The following is an 18,003-nucleotide window of genomic DNA, read 5'->3' on the forward strand; positions in this document are numbered from 1 at the left end:
GGCGTCAGCCGTTGATCTGGCCGTGCGGAATCGTCTTGCTGAAGGTCTCGGTGGGCGCGTCGGCGCCGTAGGCCGCCATCACCTGGGTGTCGTCGGACTGATCGAGCGACTCGCGGATCGCGGACTGGGCCGCGTGCGGCAGGGTGTGCATGATCTCGCGCACCCGCGCCTGGCGACGGAACACCGCCTGGCGAACCGGCATACCGGGCTCGGCCTTCATCTGCGGGATGATGCCGTCGATCTCCTCGGCGCCACCGTGGTGGTGACCGGCGTCGACGAGCGCCTGCTCGCGCGCCATCTGCGCCTCGTCCTTCTCCTCCGACATGCCGATCGGGCCGATCATGCGACCGTTGAGGAACTGCTTGACCACCGGCTCCTCGCTGGTGAGCAGCACCTCGCGCGGGCCGAACATCACCAGGTTGCGCCGGAAGAGCATGCCGATGTTGTCCGGCACGGTACGAGCCAGGTTGATGTTGTGCGTCACGATCAGGATCGTCGCGTCGATCTGCGCGTTGATGTTGAGCAGCAGCTGGGCCAGGTACGAGGTACGCACCGGGTCCAGGCCCGAGTCGGGCTCGTCGACGAGGATGATCTGCGGGTCGAGGACCAGCGCACGGGCCAGACCGGCACGCTTGCGCATACCGCCGGAGATCTCGCCGGGCAGCTTGTTCTCGGCGCCGAGCAGACCGGTCAGCTCGAGCTTCTCCATCACGACGCGCTTGATCTCGGATTCCGTCTTCTTCGTGTGCTCACGAAGCGGGAACGCGATGTTGTCGTACAAATTCATGGAGCCGAACAGCGCGCCGTCCTGGAAGAGCACGCCGAACAGCTTGCGGATCTCGTAGAGCTCCTTGTTGGAGCAGGTGGTGATATCGGTGCCATCGATGAAGATGGAGCCGCGCTCGGGCCGGAGCAGGCCGATGAGCGACTTCAGGAACACCGACTTACCCGTACCGGAGGGACCGAGCAGTGCGCTCACCTCGCCCGAAGGGAGCGTGATCGACACGTCCTGCCAAATTCGCTGTGAACCGAAGGACTTTGTTACACCCTCGGTCCTGACCTCGACGCCCACGCCTACCTCCATTGATCCTGCGAGCACCCCACCCGCTGACCGCGCGCTCACATCACGGCGGTGCGTCACGACACTGTGGGTCCGGTCACTGTATCCCATCAGTGAGACGGGGCACACCCTCATATGACTGAAGAGTAACCCAGCCGATTGATACAGCGCGTATCACCATCGCATGTTCGGACAAATAACAAACGGGCGGCCCCCGAAAGGACCGCCCGTTGTCACCGCTAAACGCTGAATTACTTGACCGAGACCTTGGCGCCGGCCTCTTCCAGCTTCGCCTTGGCAGCCTCGGCGGCATCCTTGGCGACCTTCTCCAGGATCGGCTTCGGGGCGCCCTCGACCAGGTCCTTGGCTTCCTTCAGGCCCAGGCCCGAGACGATCTCACGGACCACCTTGATGACCTGGATCTTCTTGTCGCCCGCACCCTCGAGGATGACGTCGAACTCGTCCTGCTCCTCGGCGGCGTCGGCGGCGGCCGGGGCAGCACCCGCGGCGGCGACGGCGACGGGGGCAGCGGCGGTGACCTCGAAGGTCTCCTCGAAGACCTTGACGAACTCGGCGAGCTCGAGCAGGGTCAGCTCCTTGAAGGCGCCGATCAGTTCTTCGGTGCTCAGCTTGGCCATGATGTTTCCTTCCGATGGTGTACCTCGCGCCGCATGCGCGTCACGAGGCGGGTATTGGTGGTCTTATTCGGCGTCGGCCGGGGCGGCGGCAGCCTCGCCCTGACGCTTCTCCAGCAGGGCCGCGGCGAGCCGGGCGACCTGGGAAGCGGGGGCGTTGAACAGGCCTGCGGCCTGCGCGGGCTTCGCCTTGAACGCGCCGGCCAGCTTGGCCAGCAGCACCTCGCGGGAGTCGAGGTCGGCAATGCGCTCGACCTCGGACACGGACAGCGCTTTGCCGTCCATGTACCCACCCTTGATCACAAGGGCCTTGTTCTCCTTGGCGAACTGCTTGAGCGCCTTGGCCGCGTCGACCGGCTCACCCTGGATGAAGGTGATCGCGGTCGGCCCGACGAACAGGTCGTCGAGGCCCGCGACACCGGCTTCGCCTGCAGCGAGCTTGACCAGGGTGTTCTTGGCGACGGAGTACGTAGCGTCCGCGCCGAGCGCGCGACGCAGCTCGGTGAGCTTGCCGACCGACAGGCCACGGTATTCCGTGACAACAGTGGCCGTGGAGTTCTTGAACTGCTCCGCGATCTCCGCGACAGCGGTGACCTTTTCAGGCTTCGCCATACTTCGCCTCCTCTCTGATGTCGGTTCGTGAACGCGCACTACCGAATTCAGGGGCCGGCGACAAAACTAACGCCCCGGACGCAAGGCGTACCGGGGCGCGAAACTACTTCGGCCTCAGCTCTCCCTGCGTGGGCCGCCGGCAATGTCGCCGGACCTTCGATCGACACCGCGCGAGCGGCATCGACGACCAACGGTCTTCGGTAGAACGAATGGGTAGTCATCGAACGAGTCGATGACCGGAGTTCACTGTACCTGCACGTACCCCCATCTGCCAAAACGCCTCGGGCAGCGCCCGGTTCGCCCGAAATTGCTGTGCGCTGGATCACTTTTCATGAAATGAGTGGCAGCAATCTCACCAGAAAGGTGTTACATCCGGTGACAGTAACCTGGTTCACTCCTCAACTATGGCAACCTCCATAGTCGCTCCACCAGTGCTGCTGGACCGGCGTCCACAGCGAATCGTCGCTCTCCTCGTCATCTGCCTGGCCGAACTGCTGGTGGTGCTCGACAACACCATCGTCAACGTGGCCCTGCCCTCGATCGGCGTCCAACTGCAGACCGGGGTCTCCGGCCTGCAGTGGGTCGTCGACGCCTACACCCTCACCTTCGCCGGACTGTTGCTCGCGGCGGGCAACCTCGGCGACCGCTACGGCCGCCGCCGGATCATGATCGTCGGCCTGATCGGCATCGCGGTGATGTCGGTCGGTGGCGCGCTCGCCGACTCGATGACGCAGGTCATCGCGGCCCGCGCCGCCATGGGTGTCTTCGCCGCCGCCGTCTTCCCGGCCACCCTGGCCCTGATCATCAACATCTTCACCGACCGGCGCGAACGCGCGTTCGCCATCGCCGCCTGGACCGCCATGGCGGGCTTCGCCATCGCCATCGGTCCGATCTCGGGTGGCTGGCTGCTCGAACACTTCAGCTGGCATTCGGTGTTCTGGATCAATGTGCCGGTGGCGCTGGTCGCGCTGGTCGCCACGCTGCTGTGGGTCCCCGAATCACGGGCCACACAGGCCGGCAAGCTCGATCTGGTCGGCATCGGACTCTCGATCGCGGGCATCACGCTGGTGGTCTGGGCGATCATCGAGGCACCGCACAACGGCTGGCTCTCGCTCACCACCCTGTGCACCCTGCTGCTCGGCATGGCCCTGCTGGCCGGGTTCGTGACATGGGAATTGCGTACCGCCGCACCGATTCTCGATATGCGCCTGTTCCGCAATCGCCGATTCTCGCTGCCCGCCTTGGCCATCGCGATCGGCTACTTCTCGATGTTCGGATTCCTGTTCCTGATCACCCAGTATTTCCAAGGGGTGCGCGAATACACCCCACTCGAATTCGGCATCGCCTCACTGCCGTTCGCTTTCTCGGTGGCGATCGGCGCGCCGGTGGCCACCCTGCTCGCGCAGCGTGTCGGCACGACGGCGGTCCTGGTGACCGGCCTGCTGCTCATCGGCCTCGGGCTCTACCTGGGCGGACAGGTCACCGTGGACAGCACCTATGTGCTCGGCGTGCTGCCCGCGATGGTGTTCATGGCACTGGGACTCGGCATCGTGCAGGGTCCGGCGACCGAATCGATCATGTCCTCGCTGCCACTGAACGAGGCGGGCGCGGGTTCGGCCGTCAACGACACCACCCGCGAGGTCGGCGGCACCCTCGGCGTCGCGATACTCGGCTCGATCGTGGCCTCCTACTACACCAGCAGGATCGCCGACCGGGTCGACGCGATCCCGCTGGGCATCATGAACGACAACGAGAAGAGCCTGGTCAAGGCCAGCCCGCTCAGCGTGCTGGAACTACGCAAACGCGAACTCGCGCCCTTCTTCGAGACCCAGCGCGAGAACCTGATCGTCGCCATGAAGACGGCGACGCTGCAGGGCGCGCACACCGCCTCGATGGTCGGCGCGGGCGCGGTGATCGTCTGCGCGGTGATCGTGGCGATCTTCCTGCCGTGGAAACCACAGCAGGGCGAATCCGTCCTGCTCGGCTGGCGCAAGACCGACGACGACCACGACTAGCCAGGAAACGCCGCGAGGGTGGGAACGCAGTGCGTTCCCACCCTCGTGGTTGCTCAGGAGCTAGCGGTCAGCCGAAGCTCACGCATCCTCGTCGAGGAGGTTGCGGGTGCGGTTCGGGTCCACCGGGATGCCCGGTCCGGTGTTCGTCGAAACCGTGATCTTCTTGACGTAGCGACCCTTGGCGGTCGACGGCTTCACACGCAGGATCTCGTCCAGCGCGGCGCCGTAGTTCTCCACCAGCTTGGCGTCGTCGAAGGACGCCTTGCCGATGACGAAGTGCAGGTTGGCCTGCTTGTCGACGCGGAAGTTGATCTTGCCGCCCTTGATGTCGTTGACGGCCTTGGTCACATCGTTGGTGACCGTGCCCGTCTTCGGGTTCGGCATCAGGCCACGCGGGCCGAGGACACGCGCGATGCGGCCGACCTTGGCCATCTGGTCCGGGGTGGCGATCGCGGCGTCGAAGTCGAGCCAGCCGCCCTGGATCCGCTCGATCAGGTCCTCGGCGCCCACGGCGTCGGCACCGGCGGCCTCGGCCTCAGCGGCCTTCTCGCCCGCGGCGAACACGATGACGCGAGCGGTCTTACCGGTGCCGTGCGGCAGGTTGACGGTGCCGCGGACCATCTGGTCGGCCTTACGGGGATCCACGCCGAGACGAACGGCGACCTCGACGGTCGCGTCGGTCTTGGTGGTGGCGGTCTCCTTGGCCAGGCGCGCGGCGCTCAGCGGGGAGTACAGCTTGTCGCGATCGACCTTCTCAGCAGCGGCGAGATACGCCTTGCTTCGCTTTGCCATGTTTCTCTGTCCTTAAGTTTCTGAGTTCAGATGTGGTTTCCGGGCCTGGCCGGCCCTCCCACCTGGAGCGAGGTTCGCTCAACCCTCGACGGTGATACCCATCGAACGGGCGGTTCCGGCGATGATCTTCGCGGCCTGATCGATATCGGTGGCGTTGAGATCCTCGGCCTTGGTCTTGGCGATCTCCCGGACCTGGTCCATGGTGACCTTGGCGACCTTGGTCTTGTGCGGCTCGGCCGAGCCCTTCTGCACACCGGCGGCCTTGAGCAGCAGCTTGGCGGCGGGCGGGGTCTTCAGCTTGAAGTCGAACGTCCGGTCCTCGTACACCGAGATCTCGACCGGGATGACGTTGCCACGCTGCGACTCGGTCGCGGCGTTGTACGCCTTGCAGAACTCCATGATGTTGACGCCGTGCTGACCGAGCGCGGGACCGACCGGAGGGGCCGGGTTCGCGGCGCCGGCCTGGATCTGCAGCTTGATGATCCCGGCGAGCTTCTTCTTCTTGGGGGGCATCTTTCTTCCTTGGGTTTCGGTTCCTTACGGTTGCCGTAAGCCTGTTGCGGGATCGCTCCCACGCCGGGTCCAAGCCCGGCATCCGCGCACGACCGTCACACCGGGCGGAAAACGCCTGGAGCGGGTCTACACACGAACTGTCACACTCTACCGAACCGCGGCGCGGAGGCCGCGGGCGGGGAGGGTCGCGCAACGACAACGGCACCGCCGAAGCGGTGCCGTTGCGAAGCTGGTTTCGAGCTAGATCTTGGAGACCTGGGTGAAGTTCAGCTCGACCGGGGTCTCGCGACCGAAGATCGAGACGAGCACCTTGAGCTTCTGCTGCTCGGCGTTGACCTCACTGATGCTGGCGGGCAGCGTCGCGAACGGGCCGTCCATGACGGTGACCGACTCGCCGACCTCGAAGTCGACCTCGATGACCGGCTTGCCCGTAGCGGCGGCGCCGGCATCCGAACCGGACGAAGCCGCGGCAGCGGCGGCCTTCTTCTGCGCCTGCGCACCGGCCGGGACCAGGAACTTCACGACCTCGTTGATGGTCAGTGGGGTCGGCTTGGCGCCGGGGCCACCGCCGGTCATACCGACGAAACCGGTGACGCCGGGGGTGTTGCGGACCGCGCCCCACGACTCGTTGTTCAGTTCCATCCGGACCAGGATGTAGCCGGGCAGCACCTTGCGGTTGACGTTCTTCTTCTGCCCGTTCTTGATCTCGGTGACCTCTTCGGTCGGCACCTCGACCTGGAAGATGTAGTCCTCGAGGCCGAGGTTCTGCACGCGGGTCTCGAGGTTGGTCTTGACCTTGTTCTCGTAGCCGGCGTAGGAGTGCACGACGTACCAGTCGCCGGGGACGCGGCGCAGCTTGGCCTTCATCGACTCGACCGGGTCGGCGTCGGGGTCTTCTTCGGTGGCGGGCGCCTCGACGACGGCTGCCTCGTCGGCCGCGGCGTCGTCAGCGAGCTCGGTGGTGGCCTCGACCTCGTCGGTGGCGGTCTTCGCCACGGCCGAGTCGTCAACCGGGAACTCGTTGTCGGTGTCGTTCTCCGGGGTGCTCACTGAGGCACTCGCTTCCTGTGTCGTCACGTACATGCTCTGGACCGGGCCGGGTCCGGGTGCGTGGAGCACACTCCACCGCTCCGCGCGGGGTCGGCTTCCGGTGTCGGCGATCAGCCGAACAGCCAGTCGACAGCCTTGACGTACACCACGTCGATCCCGCTGATGAACGCGACCATGAAGACCACGAACACCAGAACAACGGCCGTATAGGTGACCATCTGTTTCCGGTTGGGCCAGATCACCTTGCGCAGTTCCGCGATGACCTCTCGCAGGAACTTGAGAATCCGCTTGAACGGATTGCTCGTGGCCTTACCAGCAGCCTTGTCCGCCTTGCGCGGGGACGAGGGCCGGTCGAGCATGGCTACCCCGCCATTGCCATTGTCCGCCGGAGGATCCGACGGACGCACACGACGGGTGGACCGCTTACCGCTCGGTCGAGTGGCAGCGGCGGTGTCGTCGTCGCCGTCTTCGGCGCGCATGTCCCGCTCGTCGCTCACGTCGATCCTTCCTCGTCGCTGGCATTAAGGGCAGGGGCGACAGGACTTGAACCTGCAACCTGCGGTTTTGGAGACCGCTGCTCTGCCAATTGAGCTACGCCCCTTCGGTTGGACCAGCCGAGGCCGTTGCGTCCAACCACAGTCGATATTCGGTTATCGAACCCTGGTGCCACTCACACAACACGCGCGCCGCTTCCAGAGGGAGCTCCGCTCCCCGGAAGATCAGCGCGCAGCAGCCGGTGACCCCAGAGTCCCGAGTGTACGTTACCGCGTGCCGTATTCGCCAATCCGGGACAGTCGACCAGGTCAGGACAGCTGAACGGTTGCCGTGGCGCGACCGAAGATCTTCTTTCCCGCCGACTTCGCCGTGATGGCGACGACGGCGGTCTTGTTCTCCGGGTCGACCGATTTCACCTTACCGGTGAATTCGAGCTCGGCGGGGACCTCGGCGGCGACATAGACCGGACTGGTGAATCGCACGTTGTATTCCTTCACCGCGCCGGGATCGCCCAGCCAGGAGGTGACGAATCCGCCGCCGAGACCCATAGTGAGCATGCCGTGTGCGACCACGTCGTCCAGACCGACCAGCTTGACGATCTCATCGCTCCAGTGGATCGGGTTGGCGTCGCCGGACACGCCGGCGTAGTTGACCAGGTCGCCCCGGGTCAGGCGGACCACGCGGGGGGGCAGTTCGTCCCCGGCGGACACGCTGCCGAAGGCGAGCGCGTGCGAGGTGAGCACCGGCTCGGGCAGCTTGGCGACCGGATCGGGAGTGATCTCGCCGGGGGCGTGGTGGGCGGGTTCATCCTCGGCGAGTCCGTGCATGAGCACGTTGCGCACCGCGTCCGACATCCTGGGATCGATGTCACCGCCACTGCGGCCGATCAGGGTGGTGTACGTGGTGAGCACCAGTTCGTCGCCCTGAGCGGTGACGATGTTCTTGGTGACGATGATGTCGCCCCCGAAGGCCTGCCGGAACGAATGCAGGTACACATCACAGGTGAGTTGATCGCCGACCCGGATCGGACGGTGGAATTCCAGGATCTGATCGGTCTGCATGATCTGGCTCAGGTCGTACCCGGTGACGATCTGCTCGAACAGTTTGCGCTGCGCGAGGATGCCGACCAGGGAGATGAAGGTGAGCGGCGCGAGCAGACCGTCGTGGCCGTACTCGCGGGCGATGTTTTCTTCCCAGTGCACCGGGTGGTAGTCCTGCACCGCGCGGGCGTATTCGCGCACCTTCTCGCGACCGACCTCGTAGTAGTCGTCGACCCGATAGTGGTGGCCGACCATGGATGCCGCGTGGGCCGCGGGATCGACGGGCTCGGCAGCTGCGGCGGAGACCGCGTCATCAGTTCCGGTGTTCACTGTCACAGAATGGACCTTACTCACCCGTAGGTCACCAACGGCGGCCGGTCCGGAAAAGCACAAAGGCCGGACTTTCGTCCGGCCTTCGGTAAAACTGGTGGAGAATCAGCGCGACTCGCGGTGCGCCCGATGAGTGGAGCAGTTCGGGCAGAACTTCTTCAGCTCGAGGCGATCCGGGTCGTTACGCCGGTTCTTCTTGGTGATGTAGTTACGGTGCTTGCACTCTTCGCAGGCCAAGGTGATCTTTGGCCGGACATCGGTGGACTTCGCGGCCACGATTTGCCTTCTTTCCGGTCTGGGCTGAGTCGTTATTGGTAGCGATGGCCGGACTTGAACCGGCGACACAACGATTATGAGTCGTTTGCTCTACCGACTGAGCTACACCGCCACGGCGGACCTATCACGATGATGCCGCGCCCACCCCCGCGTAAACGCGAGTGCGATGCCGAGTCGGTCACCACCGGCAATCCGGCGAGCCCCCTAACGGAATCGAACCGTTGACCTTTTCCTTACCATGGAAACGCTCTGCCGACTGAGCTAAGGGGGCATGACAACGTGGCACAGAGTCTTGATCGGCGACCCGACCAGCGCGACCCCGTGCTCCGGCGTCCTGAACGAGATTACACACTACCAGCCAACACCACCAAATCGCCAGGTAGGCCCATGTTTCTACCCACCTCGACCCCCTGATTCGCGCAGGAACACGGTAGCCTCCCCAACCACCTGGGACCCCGCGCGAGCCCGAGAGCGAACAGTCGAGCCGTCGGACGACACGTCGAAGCCGCGGGGTAGGCGGAACAAGCAAAGAACCCCGCCGATCTCGTGATCGACGGGGTTCGATGTGGCAGATGTAGGATTCGAACCTACGTAGGCTTTCACCGACAGATTTACAGTCTGCTCCCATTGGCCGCTCGGGCAATCTGCCTTGTGCGCCGTTTCCGGTGCGCTGAGCAGCTTACAACGAACCCACACCCCCAATGCAAACCGCCTGCACAGGCCCCCTGCGAGCAGCACTGGAACACCGGTGCGGGTACAACTGTCTCGGCGGCCGGTAGACCTGGGCCGCCGGAGTGACCAGACCTTCATGGACAGGAGCGCAGTGTGGCCGATTCGTCATTCGACGTCGTGAGCAAGGTCGATCGTCAGGAGGTCGACAACGCGCTGCATCAGGCGGAGAAGGAGCTGAACTCCCGCTACGACTTCAAGGGCACCGACGCCTCGATCGCCTGGTCCGGCGAGGAGGCCATCGTGCTGACCGCCAACGCCGAGGAGCGGGTGAAGGCGGCGCTCGAGGTGTTCAAGGAAAAGCTGATCCGGCGCGACATCTCACTGAAGGCGTTCGACGCGGGCGAGGCGCAGCCCTCGGGCAAAGTGTTCAAGATCACCGGCACGCTGGTGCAGGGCATCGACACCGAGAAGGCGAAGAAGATCTCCAAGAAGATCCGCGACGAGGGCCCCAAAGGCGTGAAGGCGCAGATCCAGGGCGAGGAGCTGCGCGTGAGCAGCAAGAAGCGCGATGATCTGCAGGCCGTGATCTCGCTGCTCAAGGGCGAGGACTTCGGAATCGCGCTGCAGTTCGTCAATTATCGGTAGGGCGTCAGGGCGGCGCTCAGTAGCGGTGAGTGCCGCCTGCCATCTCCTCCAGGCGCCTGATGCGCTCGACCATGGGCGGGTGGGTGGAGTACCAACGGGCCACCCGGTCGCCCGCGCGGAACGGGTTGGCGATCATCAGGTGCGATTCGCTGGTCAGCTTGGGGTCCGGCGGCAGTGGGGCGGCCTGCACGCCGCGTTCGATCTTGCGCAGGGCCGAGGCCAGCGCCAACGGATCGCCGGTGAGCTCGGCACCGGATTGATCGGCTTGGTACTCACGCGACCGTGACACCGCCATCTTGATCAGGCCGGCGGCGATCGGGCCGAGCAGCGAGACCAGCAGCACACCGATGATGTTGGGTCCGTTGTCCCTGCTGCCGAACGAGCTGGCGAAGAACGCCATGTTGGCCAGACCGGTGATGATCGAGGCCATCGCGCCCGCCACCGAGGAAATCAGGATGTCACGGTTGTAGACGTGTGACAGTTCGTGGCCCAGCACCGCGCGCAGCTCGCGCTCGTCGAGCAGTTGCAGGATGCCGCTGGTACAGCAGACCGCGGCATGACGGGGATTGCGGCCGGTCGCGAACGCGTTGGGCGCGTTGGTCGGGCTGATGTAGAGCCGCGGCATGGGCTGGCGAGCGGTGGTCGCGAGCTCGCGCACGATCCGGTACATCACCGGAGCCTCGAGTTCGCTGACCGGTTGCGCGTGCATCGCCTTCAACGCCAGTTTGTCGCTGTTGAAGTAGGCGTAGGCGTTCATGCCGACCGCGAGCACGATCGAGATGATCAGAATCGTCGGACTGCGGAACATCGCCCCGATGGCGACGATCAGCGCCGACAGCCCGATCATCAAACCAGCCGTTTTGATCCCATTGGGCATGAACGGAAAACGTGGATGGAGCCGGGATAGTTCCGGCTAACCGACTCGTTCGATGGTGTAGCGGACCAGGCGGGTGAGGGCGTCGTTGGCGGGGCCCGCGGGCAGGGCGGTGAGCTCGGTGTCGGCCAGGTCGGCGTATTCCTGCAGCTTTTCCTTGGCCTGGGCCATGCCGGGGGAACGGCGCAGCAGTTCCAGGGCCTCCTCGACCTCGGCGTCGGTTTCCAGGGGGCGGGCGAGCAGGGTGCGCAGGCGGTCGCCGTCGGAGCCGGACTCGCGCAGGGCGTAGAGCACGGGCAAGGTGTGCACGCCTTCGCGCAGGTCGGTGCCGGGGGTCTTGCCGGACTGCTCGGCCGAGGACGAGATGTCGATGATGTCGTCGGAGATCTGGAAGGCGGTGCCGACGGCGTCGCCGAGGCGCGCCAGCCGTTCGACGTGCTCGTCGTCGGCGCCGGAGAAGGTGCCGCCGAAACGGCCCGCGGCGGCGATGAGCGAACCGGTCTTCTCCCAGACCACGCGCAGGTAGTGCTCGACCGGGTCCTGGGACTGCTTGGCGCCCATGGTTTCCCGCATCTGGCCGGTGACCAGCTCGGCGAAGGTCTCGGCGATGATGCGGACCGCGTCCGGGCCCAGCGTCGAGGTCAGGCGCGAGGCGTGGGCGAACAGGTAGTCGCCGGCCAGGATCGCGATGTTGTTGTTCCAGCGGGCGTTGACGCTGACCGCGCCACGACGCTGGGACGCCTCGTCCATCACGTCGTCGTGGTAGAGGGTCGCCAGGTGCACCAGCTCCACCACCGTGCCCGCGGTGATCAGCGCCGGGTCGGTGGGATTGGGGCCGAGCTGACCGGTGAGCACGGTGAACAGCGGCCGGAACCGCTTGCCACCTGCCTTGGCCAGGTGCAACGCGGCTTCCTGAAGGAATTCCTCGCCGTCGGAGAGTTCGTCGACGAGCAGTTTCTCGACCGCGGCCAGGGCATCGCGCACGGTGACGGCGAGTTCCGGATCGACGAGATCCACCCCGGCAACCACGGTGCTCTCGTCGCTCACAGCCGATGTGCTCATTATCTTCTCCCAGCGATGCGTCCGACCCCGACGGGTAGCAACCTAGCGTGTTCCGGCGCAACGGCCGATGAACACCGTCACACAGTGACTATTCCCGGTGTACCCGACACTCTCGCACAGCGGCCGGGGGTGCCAGTATTGAGCCATGGGTTCACCGGATCTCACCCCCGCCGACCGCAGTGCCCATGGCGCCCGCCCTCGAGGGCCTGCGGGGTCACGCTCCGCTACCGCCTCCGGCCCGCCGGGGGCAGGCGCGCCGCTGCCCACCGCCGTCGAGGTGCTGGTGGTCGGCGCGGGACCCGCGGGCTCGGCGTCGGCGGCCTGGGCGGCCCGGGCCGGACGCGAGGTGCTGCTGCTCGATGCGGCCGTCTTCCCGCGGGACAAGACCTGTGGTGACGGGCTCACCCCGCGCGCGACCGCCGAACTCGAACATCTCGGTCTCGGCGAATGGTTACGCGCGCACACCGTGAACCACGGCCTGCGCATGGCCGGATTCGGCCGGGAGGCACTGCTGCCCTGGCCGGCAGGGTCGTTCCCGACCTACGGGAGCGCCGTTCCGCGAACCGAACTCGACGACAAACTCCGCGAGACCGCGATCAAATCGGGGGCGCGAATGGTCGACAACGCCAAGGTCACCGAGGTGCTGCGCGAGGGTGAGCGGGTCACCGGGGTGACGGTGCGGCTCGGTGAGGCGACCCAGACGGTGCGCTGTCGAGTGCTCGTCGTCGCCGATGGCGTGCGCTCCCCCGTGGGCAAGCAGCTCGGCCGCACCTGGCATCGCCGCTACGCCTACGGCACCGCGGCGCGCGCCTACATCAAGTCCGGTCGCAGCGACGACCAGTGGATCTCCTCGCACCTGGAACTGCGCAATGCCGCCGACGAGCTGGTACCCGGCTACGGCTGGATCTTCCCTCTCGGCAACGGCGAGGTGAACATCGGCGTCGGCTCGCTGGCCACCGAGCGGCGACCCTCGCACATCGCCCTCAAACCGCTGATCGAGCACTACACCCGGCTGCGGCGCGAGGAATGGGAGCTCGAGGGCGAACTGCGCGCGGTCGCCTCGGCCCTGCTGCCGATGGGCGGCGCGGTCTCCGGGATCGCGGGCCCGAACTGGGTGCTGGTCGGCGATGCCGCCGGGTGTGTGAACCCGCTCAACGGCGAGGGCATCGACTACGGCCTGGAAGGCGGGCACATGGTGACCGGGCTACTCGACGAGACCGACCTGAGCCGGGTGTGGCCGCAGTTGCTGCGTGAGCGGTACGGCCGCACGTTCTCGGTGGCCCGCCGGATCGCCGGGCTGGCCACCCACCCGAAGATGGTACCGCTGGGTGGGCCACCGGTGATGCGGTCGAAGTACCTCCAGCGCACCGCGGTTCGGGTGATGGGCAACCTGGTGACCGACGAGGACCTCGATCTCACCGCGCGGGCCTGGCGGGTCGCGGGCCGCGCCTCGCTCCGCGCCGACGAACGACCGCCGTTCAGCTGACGGCATGTGCGAGCGCGGCGAGGGCCGGAACCGCACGGGCGTGACCGACCCGGAGGACCCGTCATGAGCGCGTCCGGGCGCCGTCCGGCGCTCGCCCTGCTGCCGCATCTGCGCAGGGCGCGCGACCTGATCGACCGGAACTACGCCGAACCGCTCGACCTCGACGAGTTGGCTGGTGCCGCGGGGGTGTCCAAATACCACTTCCTTCGCGCGTTCGCCGCCGTCTACGGCCGCACACCGGGGGTGTATCTGGCCGAGCGCCGGATCGAGCGGGCCCAGGATCTGCTGCGGGCCACCAACCTGACGGTGACCGAGGTCTGCATGATGGTCGGCTATTCGAGCCTCGGCTCCTTCAGCGGCAAGTTCCATCAGCTCGTCGGGGTCTCACCGCGTGAGTACCAGGCGAAGTTCGCCGACGGAGCCCCGCACATTCCGGGCTGCTACGTCTTCATGCACGGACTCTCGGACCGGGCGCGGCCCGACACCGCAATTTCGGAGAAGCCAGACGAGCACCCGACGCCATAGCCTCGGGACATGCCAACGATTACGCACATTTCCCTGGTCACCGTGTACGTCACCGATCAGGACGCCGCCAAGCAGTGGTACATCGACAAGCTCGGTTTCGTGGAAACCGCGGATGTGAGCATGGGCGACAACGGCTTCCGCTGGGTCACCGTCGCGCACCCCGATCATCGCGAACTCGAAGTGACCCTGATGGTGCCGGGCCCACCACTCACCGAGGACATGGCCGACGCGGTCCGGCGCTCGCTGGCCGACGGCACCCACGGCGCGCTCGGGCTGCGCACTGCCGACTGCCAGAAGACCTACGAGGAGCTCACCGCCAAGGGTGTGGAATTCATTCAGCCGCCCGCCGAACGCCCGTACGGCATCGAGGCCGTCATCCGCGACAACTCGGGCAACTGGCTGGTCCTGGTCGAGAACCGCGACTGAGTCGAGGTGCCGCCCGGTCCGGCGGGCGGCACCATCGCCGCGGGCTACAGCTTCGCGAACCAGCCTTCGATGAACTTGCGTTCGCTGTTGAGCACCCGCTGGTGCAGTTGCTCGGCCAGCGGCTCGATCGCACCGCCCACCAGCGGCACCTTGACCGAGACCGTGCCGACGACCTCGATCTCGCTGCCCTCGGCGGTGGGCCGCAGCTCGTAGGTCCCCGACATCTCGGTGTTGATCCCGCCGGTGCGACCGGTGAAATCGCCCCTGGCCACCTCGCCCTGCAACGGCTGCCAGTTGTCGGTGCGCGAGAGCACCAGATCGCTCTTGAGCACCTTGCGCACCAGGCCGGGAACTCTGTCCTGACCGGGGGTCTCCGTCATCTGGAGACGAATCGAACCCGGCCCGTCGGGATGGGAGAGCTCGATGGTCGCGGTCTCGGCGGCGGCGAATCGCGCCTGCCAGACCGCATCGTCGACGAGTGCCCGGTGAAGCTCTTCTACCGGGACTGCATAGGGCACGGTGAAGCTGAATTTGCGGGACATGGGCGCCCACGCTAGCAGTGTTTTCGGCGCGCTGGCGCGCGCGGGTTCTCGGCCTGGGCGGCCTCGATCTTCCCTCCCTCCGGGCACTCCTTCGTCGCACCCTCCGGTCAGTCCAGATCGAGGCGGCCGAGAACCACAAAGACCTACATCGGATGACGACACAAGACAATTCACCAGTTCGAGGCGCTGGCGCGCGCGGGTTCTCGGCCTGGGCGGCAGAGACCGACATCGGATGGCGGCACGAGACGGCCGATCAGTTGAGGCGCTGGCGCCTCCATCGTTGTGGGCCAGGGTGGAGACCGGCATGGGTGGTGCACGGGTGGGTGTCCCTTCGGGGCGCTGGGTCGCGGCGCAGGCAACGCCGGGCGGCAGTGGTGCAAGGGGTCGAGCGCGCGCGGAGGTGGGGCGGCGGGCTGGTGTTCGCACAGTGATCTGTGTGGGATCGGTGGCCGGCGGCGGCCCGTGCGGGGGTCTGGTCGAGCGCGCAGGCCCGGGGCAAGGGGCGGGCGGTACTGTGTGGCGCGTGTCGGAAATCAGCCAGTCGGACAGGCGGATCAGACGCCTGCGGCGGGTGCGGGCGGGGGTGATCGGTGCCGCGACGGTGGTCAGTGTGCTGATGGTGCTCTTGGTGCTGGCGGCTTGGCGCAACGACTTCGAGATCGAGCGGCATCGGGGGGTTACCTCGGGGGAGGTGCTGTCGGCGGGGCGGTTGCGGTCGGCGGTGATGTATGTGACGCCGGACAGCGTGACCCACAATCCGAAGGTCGGGATTCTGTATCCGACGAATCTGACCGTGGGGCAGCGGATCAATGTGGAGTACAGCACGCGGGATCCCGATCTGGTGCGGGTCGCGGGGCGGGACGCGCGGGTGGCGATCGTGCCCGCGGCGTCGGTGATCGTGGTCGCCTGGGGGCTGGCGCTACCGGCGCTGTGGTTGGTACGGCGCAAGCGGCGCGAGGCGTAACTTCGTCTGCTGTTCGTTCGGCCGTCACGTCGGTGTGGGGGTGTCGCGCGGTGCGGGGGTCACCCTGAGAGGGTGCGCGTAGCCATCGTCTCGGAGTCTTTCCTGCCGAACATGAACGGCGTCGTCAACTCCGTCCTGCGGGTGTTGGACCACCTCGACCAGCACGGACACGACGCGATGATCGTCGCGCCCGACACGCTGCGCGGCGCACCGCCCGCGCCGCGCTTCCACGGCCGTTTCCCGGTGCACCGGGTGCCCGCGATGATGGTGCCGAAGGTGAGTTCGCTGCCGGTCGGGCTGCCGCAACCGGGGATCACCGCGGCGATCGCGGCTTTCGACCCCGATGTGGTGCATCTGGCCTCGCCATTCCTGCTCGGGGCCGGTGGACTCGCGGCAGCGACGCGGCTCGATCTGCCCTCGATCGCGGTGTATCAGACCGATGTGGCCGGGTTCGCGAAGAGCTACGGGCTCGGGCTGGCGGCCAGGGCGGCCTGGGCCTGGACCCGGCGCATTCACGAGGGCGCCACCCGCACGCTGGCACCGTCCTCGGCGGCCGCCGAGGACCTCGCCGAGCACGGCATCCCGCGCGTGCACCGCTGGGGCCGCGGGGTCGACATCGAGCGGTTCAACCCGGGCGCGCGCAGCAACGAACTGCGGGCGAGCTGGCTGAACGGCCGGGATCAGCTCGTCGTCGGATTCGTCGGCAGGCTCGCGCCGGAAAAGCATGTGGAGCGGCTGGTAGCGCTGGCCGGTGACCCGTCGATCCAACTGGTGGTGGTCGGCGACGGGCCGGAGCGGGCGCGGCTGAGCCGGTTGCTGCCCGACGCGGTGTTCACCGGTGAGCTGGGCGGCAGCGAACTGGCCGAGCACTACGCGAGCCTGGACGTCATGGTGCATCCCGGCGAGCACGAGACCTTCTGCCAGGGCGTGCAGGAGGCGCTGTCCTCGGGTGTCGCGGTGATCGGACCGGACGCGGGCGGGCCGCGCGATCTCATCGCGCACTGCCGCAACGGGTACCTGCTGCCGGTCGACCGATTCGTCGAACTGCTGCCCAGCGCGGTCTCGGCGCTGCGTGACCCCGCGGTGCGCGCCCGATTCTCGGCGGCGGCGCGCAAGTCGGTGCTGCACCGCACCTGGCCCGCGATCTGCACCGAGCTGATCGGGCACTACGCCGAGGTCACCGGGACGCGCGAGCGCTTGCTGCGCTCGGCCTAGAGCACCGCGGCCCCCCGCCGGATAAGCTCGATTCGTGGCGACAACAGAGCAGCGGGAACCGGTTCGGGCTTCGCTGGACAAGCAACCCCACGAGGTCGCGTCGATGTTCGACGGTGTGGCGAAACGCTACGACCTCACCAACACGGTGATCTCCGGCGGGCAGGACCGCTACTGGCGATGGGCCACGCGGCGCGCGCTCGGTCTGCGCCCTGGTGAGCGGGTGCTCGACCTGGCGGCGGGCACCGGGGTGTCCACGGTGGAGCTCGGCAAGTCCGGTGCCTGGTGTGTGGCCGCCGACTTCTCCCAGGGCATGCTCTCGGCGGGCCGGTTCCGGCAGGTGCCGATGGTGGCCGGTGACGCGATGGCGCTGCCGTTCGCCGACGATTCCTTCGACGCGGTGACCATCTCCTTCGGTCTGCGCAATGTCGCCGACATCGATGTGGCGCTGCGCGAGATGCTGCGGGTGACCAAGCCCGGTGGCCGGGTGGTGGTGTGCGAATTCTCCACGCCGGTGTTCGGGCCGTTCCGCACGATCTACATGGAGTACCTGATGAAGGCGCTGCCCCGGGTGGCGCGCGCGGTCAGCTCCAATCCGGACGCCTACGTGTACCTGGCCGAGTCGATCCGCGCGTGGCCCAATCAGCGCAGGCTGGCCCGCCGGATCGCGGACGCGGGCTGGGACTCGGTGCAGTGGCGCGATCTCACCGGTGGTGTGGTGGCGTTGCATCGCGGCTACAAACTGAGCTGAAGTCACCGGCGAAGCGGGTGAATCCG

20 protein-coding genes and 4 tRNA genes are annotated in these 18,003 nt (G+C 66.8%); 8 read left to right on the forward strand and 16 right to left on the reverse strand.

The window, feature by feature from the left end; genetic code table 11:
- Positions 1-4: 4 nt before the first annotated feature.
- The 3 genes from BOX37_RS29775 to rplJ all read right to left on the reverse strand — a co-directional run bounded on the left by BOX37_RS29775 (position 5) and on the right by rplJ (position 2,307).
- On the reverse strand, positions 5-1,072 hold the full coding sequence (locus BOX37_RS29775; RefSeq protein WP_206045734.1) for an ABC transporter ATP-binding protein: 1,068 nt from the start codon (positions 1,070-1,072) through the stop codon (positions 5-7).
- A 239-nt stretch (positions 1,073-1,311) separates the two neighbouring features.
- A complete protein-coding gene (gene rplL / locus BOX37_RS29780; RefSeq protein ID WP_071930518.1) occupies positions 1,312-1,698 on the reverse strand; it encodes a 50S ribosomal protein L7/L12 in 387 nt (128 codons plus the stop codon).
- Positions 1,699-1,761: 63 nt separating this feature from the next.
- Positions 1,762-2,307, reverse strand: a complete 546-nt coding sequence (gene rplJ / locus BOX37_RS29785) for a 50S ribosomal protein L10 (RefSeq protein ID WP_071930519.1) — start codon at positions 2,305-2,307, stop codon at positions 1,762-1,764.
- A gap of 404 nt (positions 2,308-2,711) precedes the next feature.
- Between rplJ and BOX37_RS29790 the strand changes: the two genes are divergently transcribed.
- Positions 2,712-4,322 (forward strand): MFS transporter, encoded by a 1,611-nt coding sequence (locus BOX37_RS29790; protein ID WP_071930520.1) that lies wholly within the window; start codon positions 2,712-2,714, stop codon positions 4,320-4,322.
- 78 nt (positions 4,323-4,400) lie between these two features.
- On the opposite strand, the gene rplA is transcribed toward BOX37_RS29790, so the two are convergent.
- The 10 genes from rplA to BOX37_RS29840 all read right to left on the reverse strand — a co-directional run bounded on the left by rplA (position 4,401) and on the right by BOX37_RS29840 (position 9,467).
- A complete protein-coding gene (gene rplA / locus BOX37_RS29795; RefSeq protein ID WP_019049396.1) occupies positions 4,401-5,114 on the reverse strand; it encodes a 50S ribosomal protein L1 in 714 nt (237 codons plus the stop codon).
- A gap of 78 nt (positions 5,115-5,192) precedes the next feature.
- On the reverse strand, positions 5,193-5,627 hold the full coding sequence (rplK, locus tag BOX37_RS29800; protein WP_071930521.1) for a 50S ribosomal protein L11: 435 nt from the start codon (positions 5,625-5,627) through the stop codon (positions 5,193-5,195).
- 240 nt (positions 5,628-5,867) lie between these two features.
- Positions 5,868-6,677, reverse strand: a complete 810-nt coding sequence (gene nusG, locus BOX37_RS29805) for a transcription termination/antitermination protein NusG (protein WP_071930522.1) — start codon at positions 6,675-6,677, stop codon at positions 5,868-5,870.
- Between the two features lie 110 nt (positions 6,678-6,787).
- Complete coding sequence (secE, locus tag BOX37_RS29810; protein ID WP_156910623.1) at positions 6,788-7,156, reverse strand: preprotein translocase subunit SecE; 369 nt, start codon at positions 7,154-7,156, stop codon at positions 6,788-6,790.
- A 49-nt stretch (positions 7,157-7,205) separates the two neighbouring features.
- A tRNA-Trp gene (locus BOX37_RS29815) sits at positions 7,206-7,278 on the reverse strand.
- A 202-nt stretch (positions 7,279-7,480) separates the two neighbouring features.
- Entirely contained in the window at positions 7,481-8,542 is a 1,062-nt protein-coding gene (locus tag BOX37_RS29820) for a fused (3R)-hydroxyacyl-ACP dehydratase subunits HadA/HadB (RefSeq protein WP_071931988.1), read from the reverse strand.
- 105 nt (positions 8,543-8,647) lie between these two features.
- Positions 8,648-8,818: a 50S ribosomal protein L33 gene (rpmG, locus tag BOX37_RS29825; protein WP_071930524.1), complete on the reverse strand. Its 171-nt coding sequence runs from the start codon at positions 8,816-8,818 to the stop codon at positions 8,648-8,650.
- Positions 8,819-8,854: 36 nt separating this feature from the next.
- A tRNA-Met gene (locus tag BOX37_RS29830) sits at positions 8,855-8,930 on the reverse strand.
- A gap of 86 nt (positions 8,931-9,016) precedes the next feature.
- Positions 9,017-9,089 (reverse strand) — tRNA-Thr (locus tag BOX37_RS29835).
- Positions 9,090-9,384: 295 nt separating this feature from the next.
- A tRNA-Tyr gene (locus tag BOX37_RS29840) sits at positions 9,385-9,467 on the reverse strand.
- A gap of 176 nt (positions 9,468-9,643) precedes the next feature.
- On the opposite strand from BOX37_RS29840, the gene BOX37_RS29845 reads away from it, so the two are divergent.
- On the forward strand, positions 9,644-10,135 hold the full coding sequence (locus tag BOX37_RS29845; protein WP_071930525.1) for a YajQ family cyclic di-GMP-binding protein: 492 nt from the start codon (positions 9,644-9,646) through the stop codon (positions 10,133-10,135).
- A 16-nt stretch (positions 10,136-10,151) separates the two neighbouring features.
- Here the strand turns inward: BOX37_RS29845 and htpX are convergent, their stop codons facing one another.
- The gene (gene htpX / locus BOX37_RS29850) at positions 10,152-11,012 is read right to left on the reverse strand and encodes a zinc metalloprotease HtpX (protein ID WP_071930526.1); all 861 of its coding nucleotides are present in this window, start codon (positions 11,010-11,012) and stop codon (positions 10,152-10,154) included.
- 36 nt (positions 11,013-11,048) lie between these two features.
- Positions 11,049-12,071, reverse strand: a complete 1,023-nt coding sequence (locus tag BOX37_RS29855) for a polyprenyl synthetase family protein (RefSeq protein WP_071930527.1) — start codon at positions 12,069-12,071, stop codon at positions 11,049-11,051.
- 145 nt (positions 12,072-12,216) lie between these two features.
- Between BOX37_RS29855 and BOX37_RS29860 the strand changes: the two genes are divergently transcribed.
- The 3 genes from BOX37_RS29860 (at position 12,217) to BOX37_RS29870 (ending at position 14,508) form a co-directional block, all read left to right on the forward strand.
- Positions 12,217-13,557 carry a geranylgeranyl reductase family protein gene (locus BOX37_RS29860; RefSeq protein WP_240505102.1) on the forward strand — a complete coding sequence of 447 codons (1,341 nt, stop codon included), beginning with the start codon at positions 12,217-12,219 and terminating at the stop codon, positions 13,555-13,557.
- 63 nt (positions 13,558-13,620) lie between these two features.
- On the forward strand, positions 13,621-14,082 hold the full coding sequence (locus tag BOX37_RS29865) for a helix-turn-helix domain-containing protein (protein ID WP_071930528.1): 462 nt from the start codon (positions 13,621-13,623) through the stop codon (positions 14,080-14,082).
- A 9-nt stretch (positions 14,083-14,091) separates the two neighbouring features.
- Positions 14,092-14,508: a VOC family protein gene (locus BOX37_RS29870; RefSeq protein WP_071930529.1), complete on the forward strand. Its 417-nt coding sequence runs from the start codon at positions 14,092-14,094 to the stop codon at positions 14,506-14,508.
- Positions 14,509-14,552: 44 nt separating this feature from the next.
- Here the strand turns inward: BOX37_RS29870 and BOX37_RS29875 are convergent, their stop codons facing one another.
- Positions 14,553-15,050 carry a DUF2505 domain-containing protein gene (locus tag BOX37_RS29875; RefSeq protein WP_071930530.1) on the reverse strand — a complete coding sequence of 166 codons (498 nt, stop codon included), beginning with the start codon at positions 15,048-15,050 and terminating at the stop codon, positions 14,553-14,555.
- 523 nt (positions 15,051-15,573) lie between these two features.
- Here BOX37_RS29875 and BOX37_RS29880 point away from each other — a divergent pair.
- The 3 genes from BOX37_RS29880 to BOX37_RS29890 all read left to right on the forward strand — a co-directional run bounded on the left by BOX37_RS29880 (position 15,574) and on the right by BOX37_RS29890 (position 17,977).
- Positions 15,574-16,014, forward strand: coding sequence for a DUF3592 domain-containing protein (locus BOX37_RS29880; protein ID WP_084761075.1), 441 nt, complete (start codon positions 15,574-15,576; stop codon positions 16,012-16,014).
- 72 nt (positions 16,015-16,086) lie between these two features.
- A complete protein-coding gene (locus BOX37_RS29885) occupies positions 16,087-17,229 on the forward strand; it encodes a glycosyltransferase family 4 protein (RefSeq protein ID WP_071930531.1) in 1,143 nt (380 codons plus the stop codon).
- Positions 17,230-17,263: 34 nt separating this feature from the next.
- Positions 17,264-17,977 (forward strand): demethylmenaquinone methyltransferase, encoded by a 714-nt coding sequence (locus BOX37_RS29890; protein ID WP_071930532.1) that lies wholly within the window; start codon positions 17,264-17,266, stop codon positions 17,975-17,977.
- Positions 17,978-18,003: the final 26 nt, after the last annotated feature.

This window comes from Nocardia mangyaensis (assembly GCF_001886715.1).
Classification (GTDB): Bacteria; Actinomycetota; Actinomycetes; order Mycobacteriales; family Mycobacteriaceae; genus Nocardia; species Nocardia mangyaensis.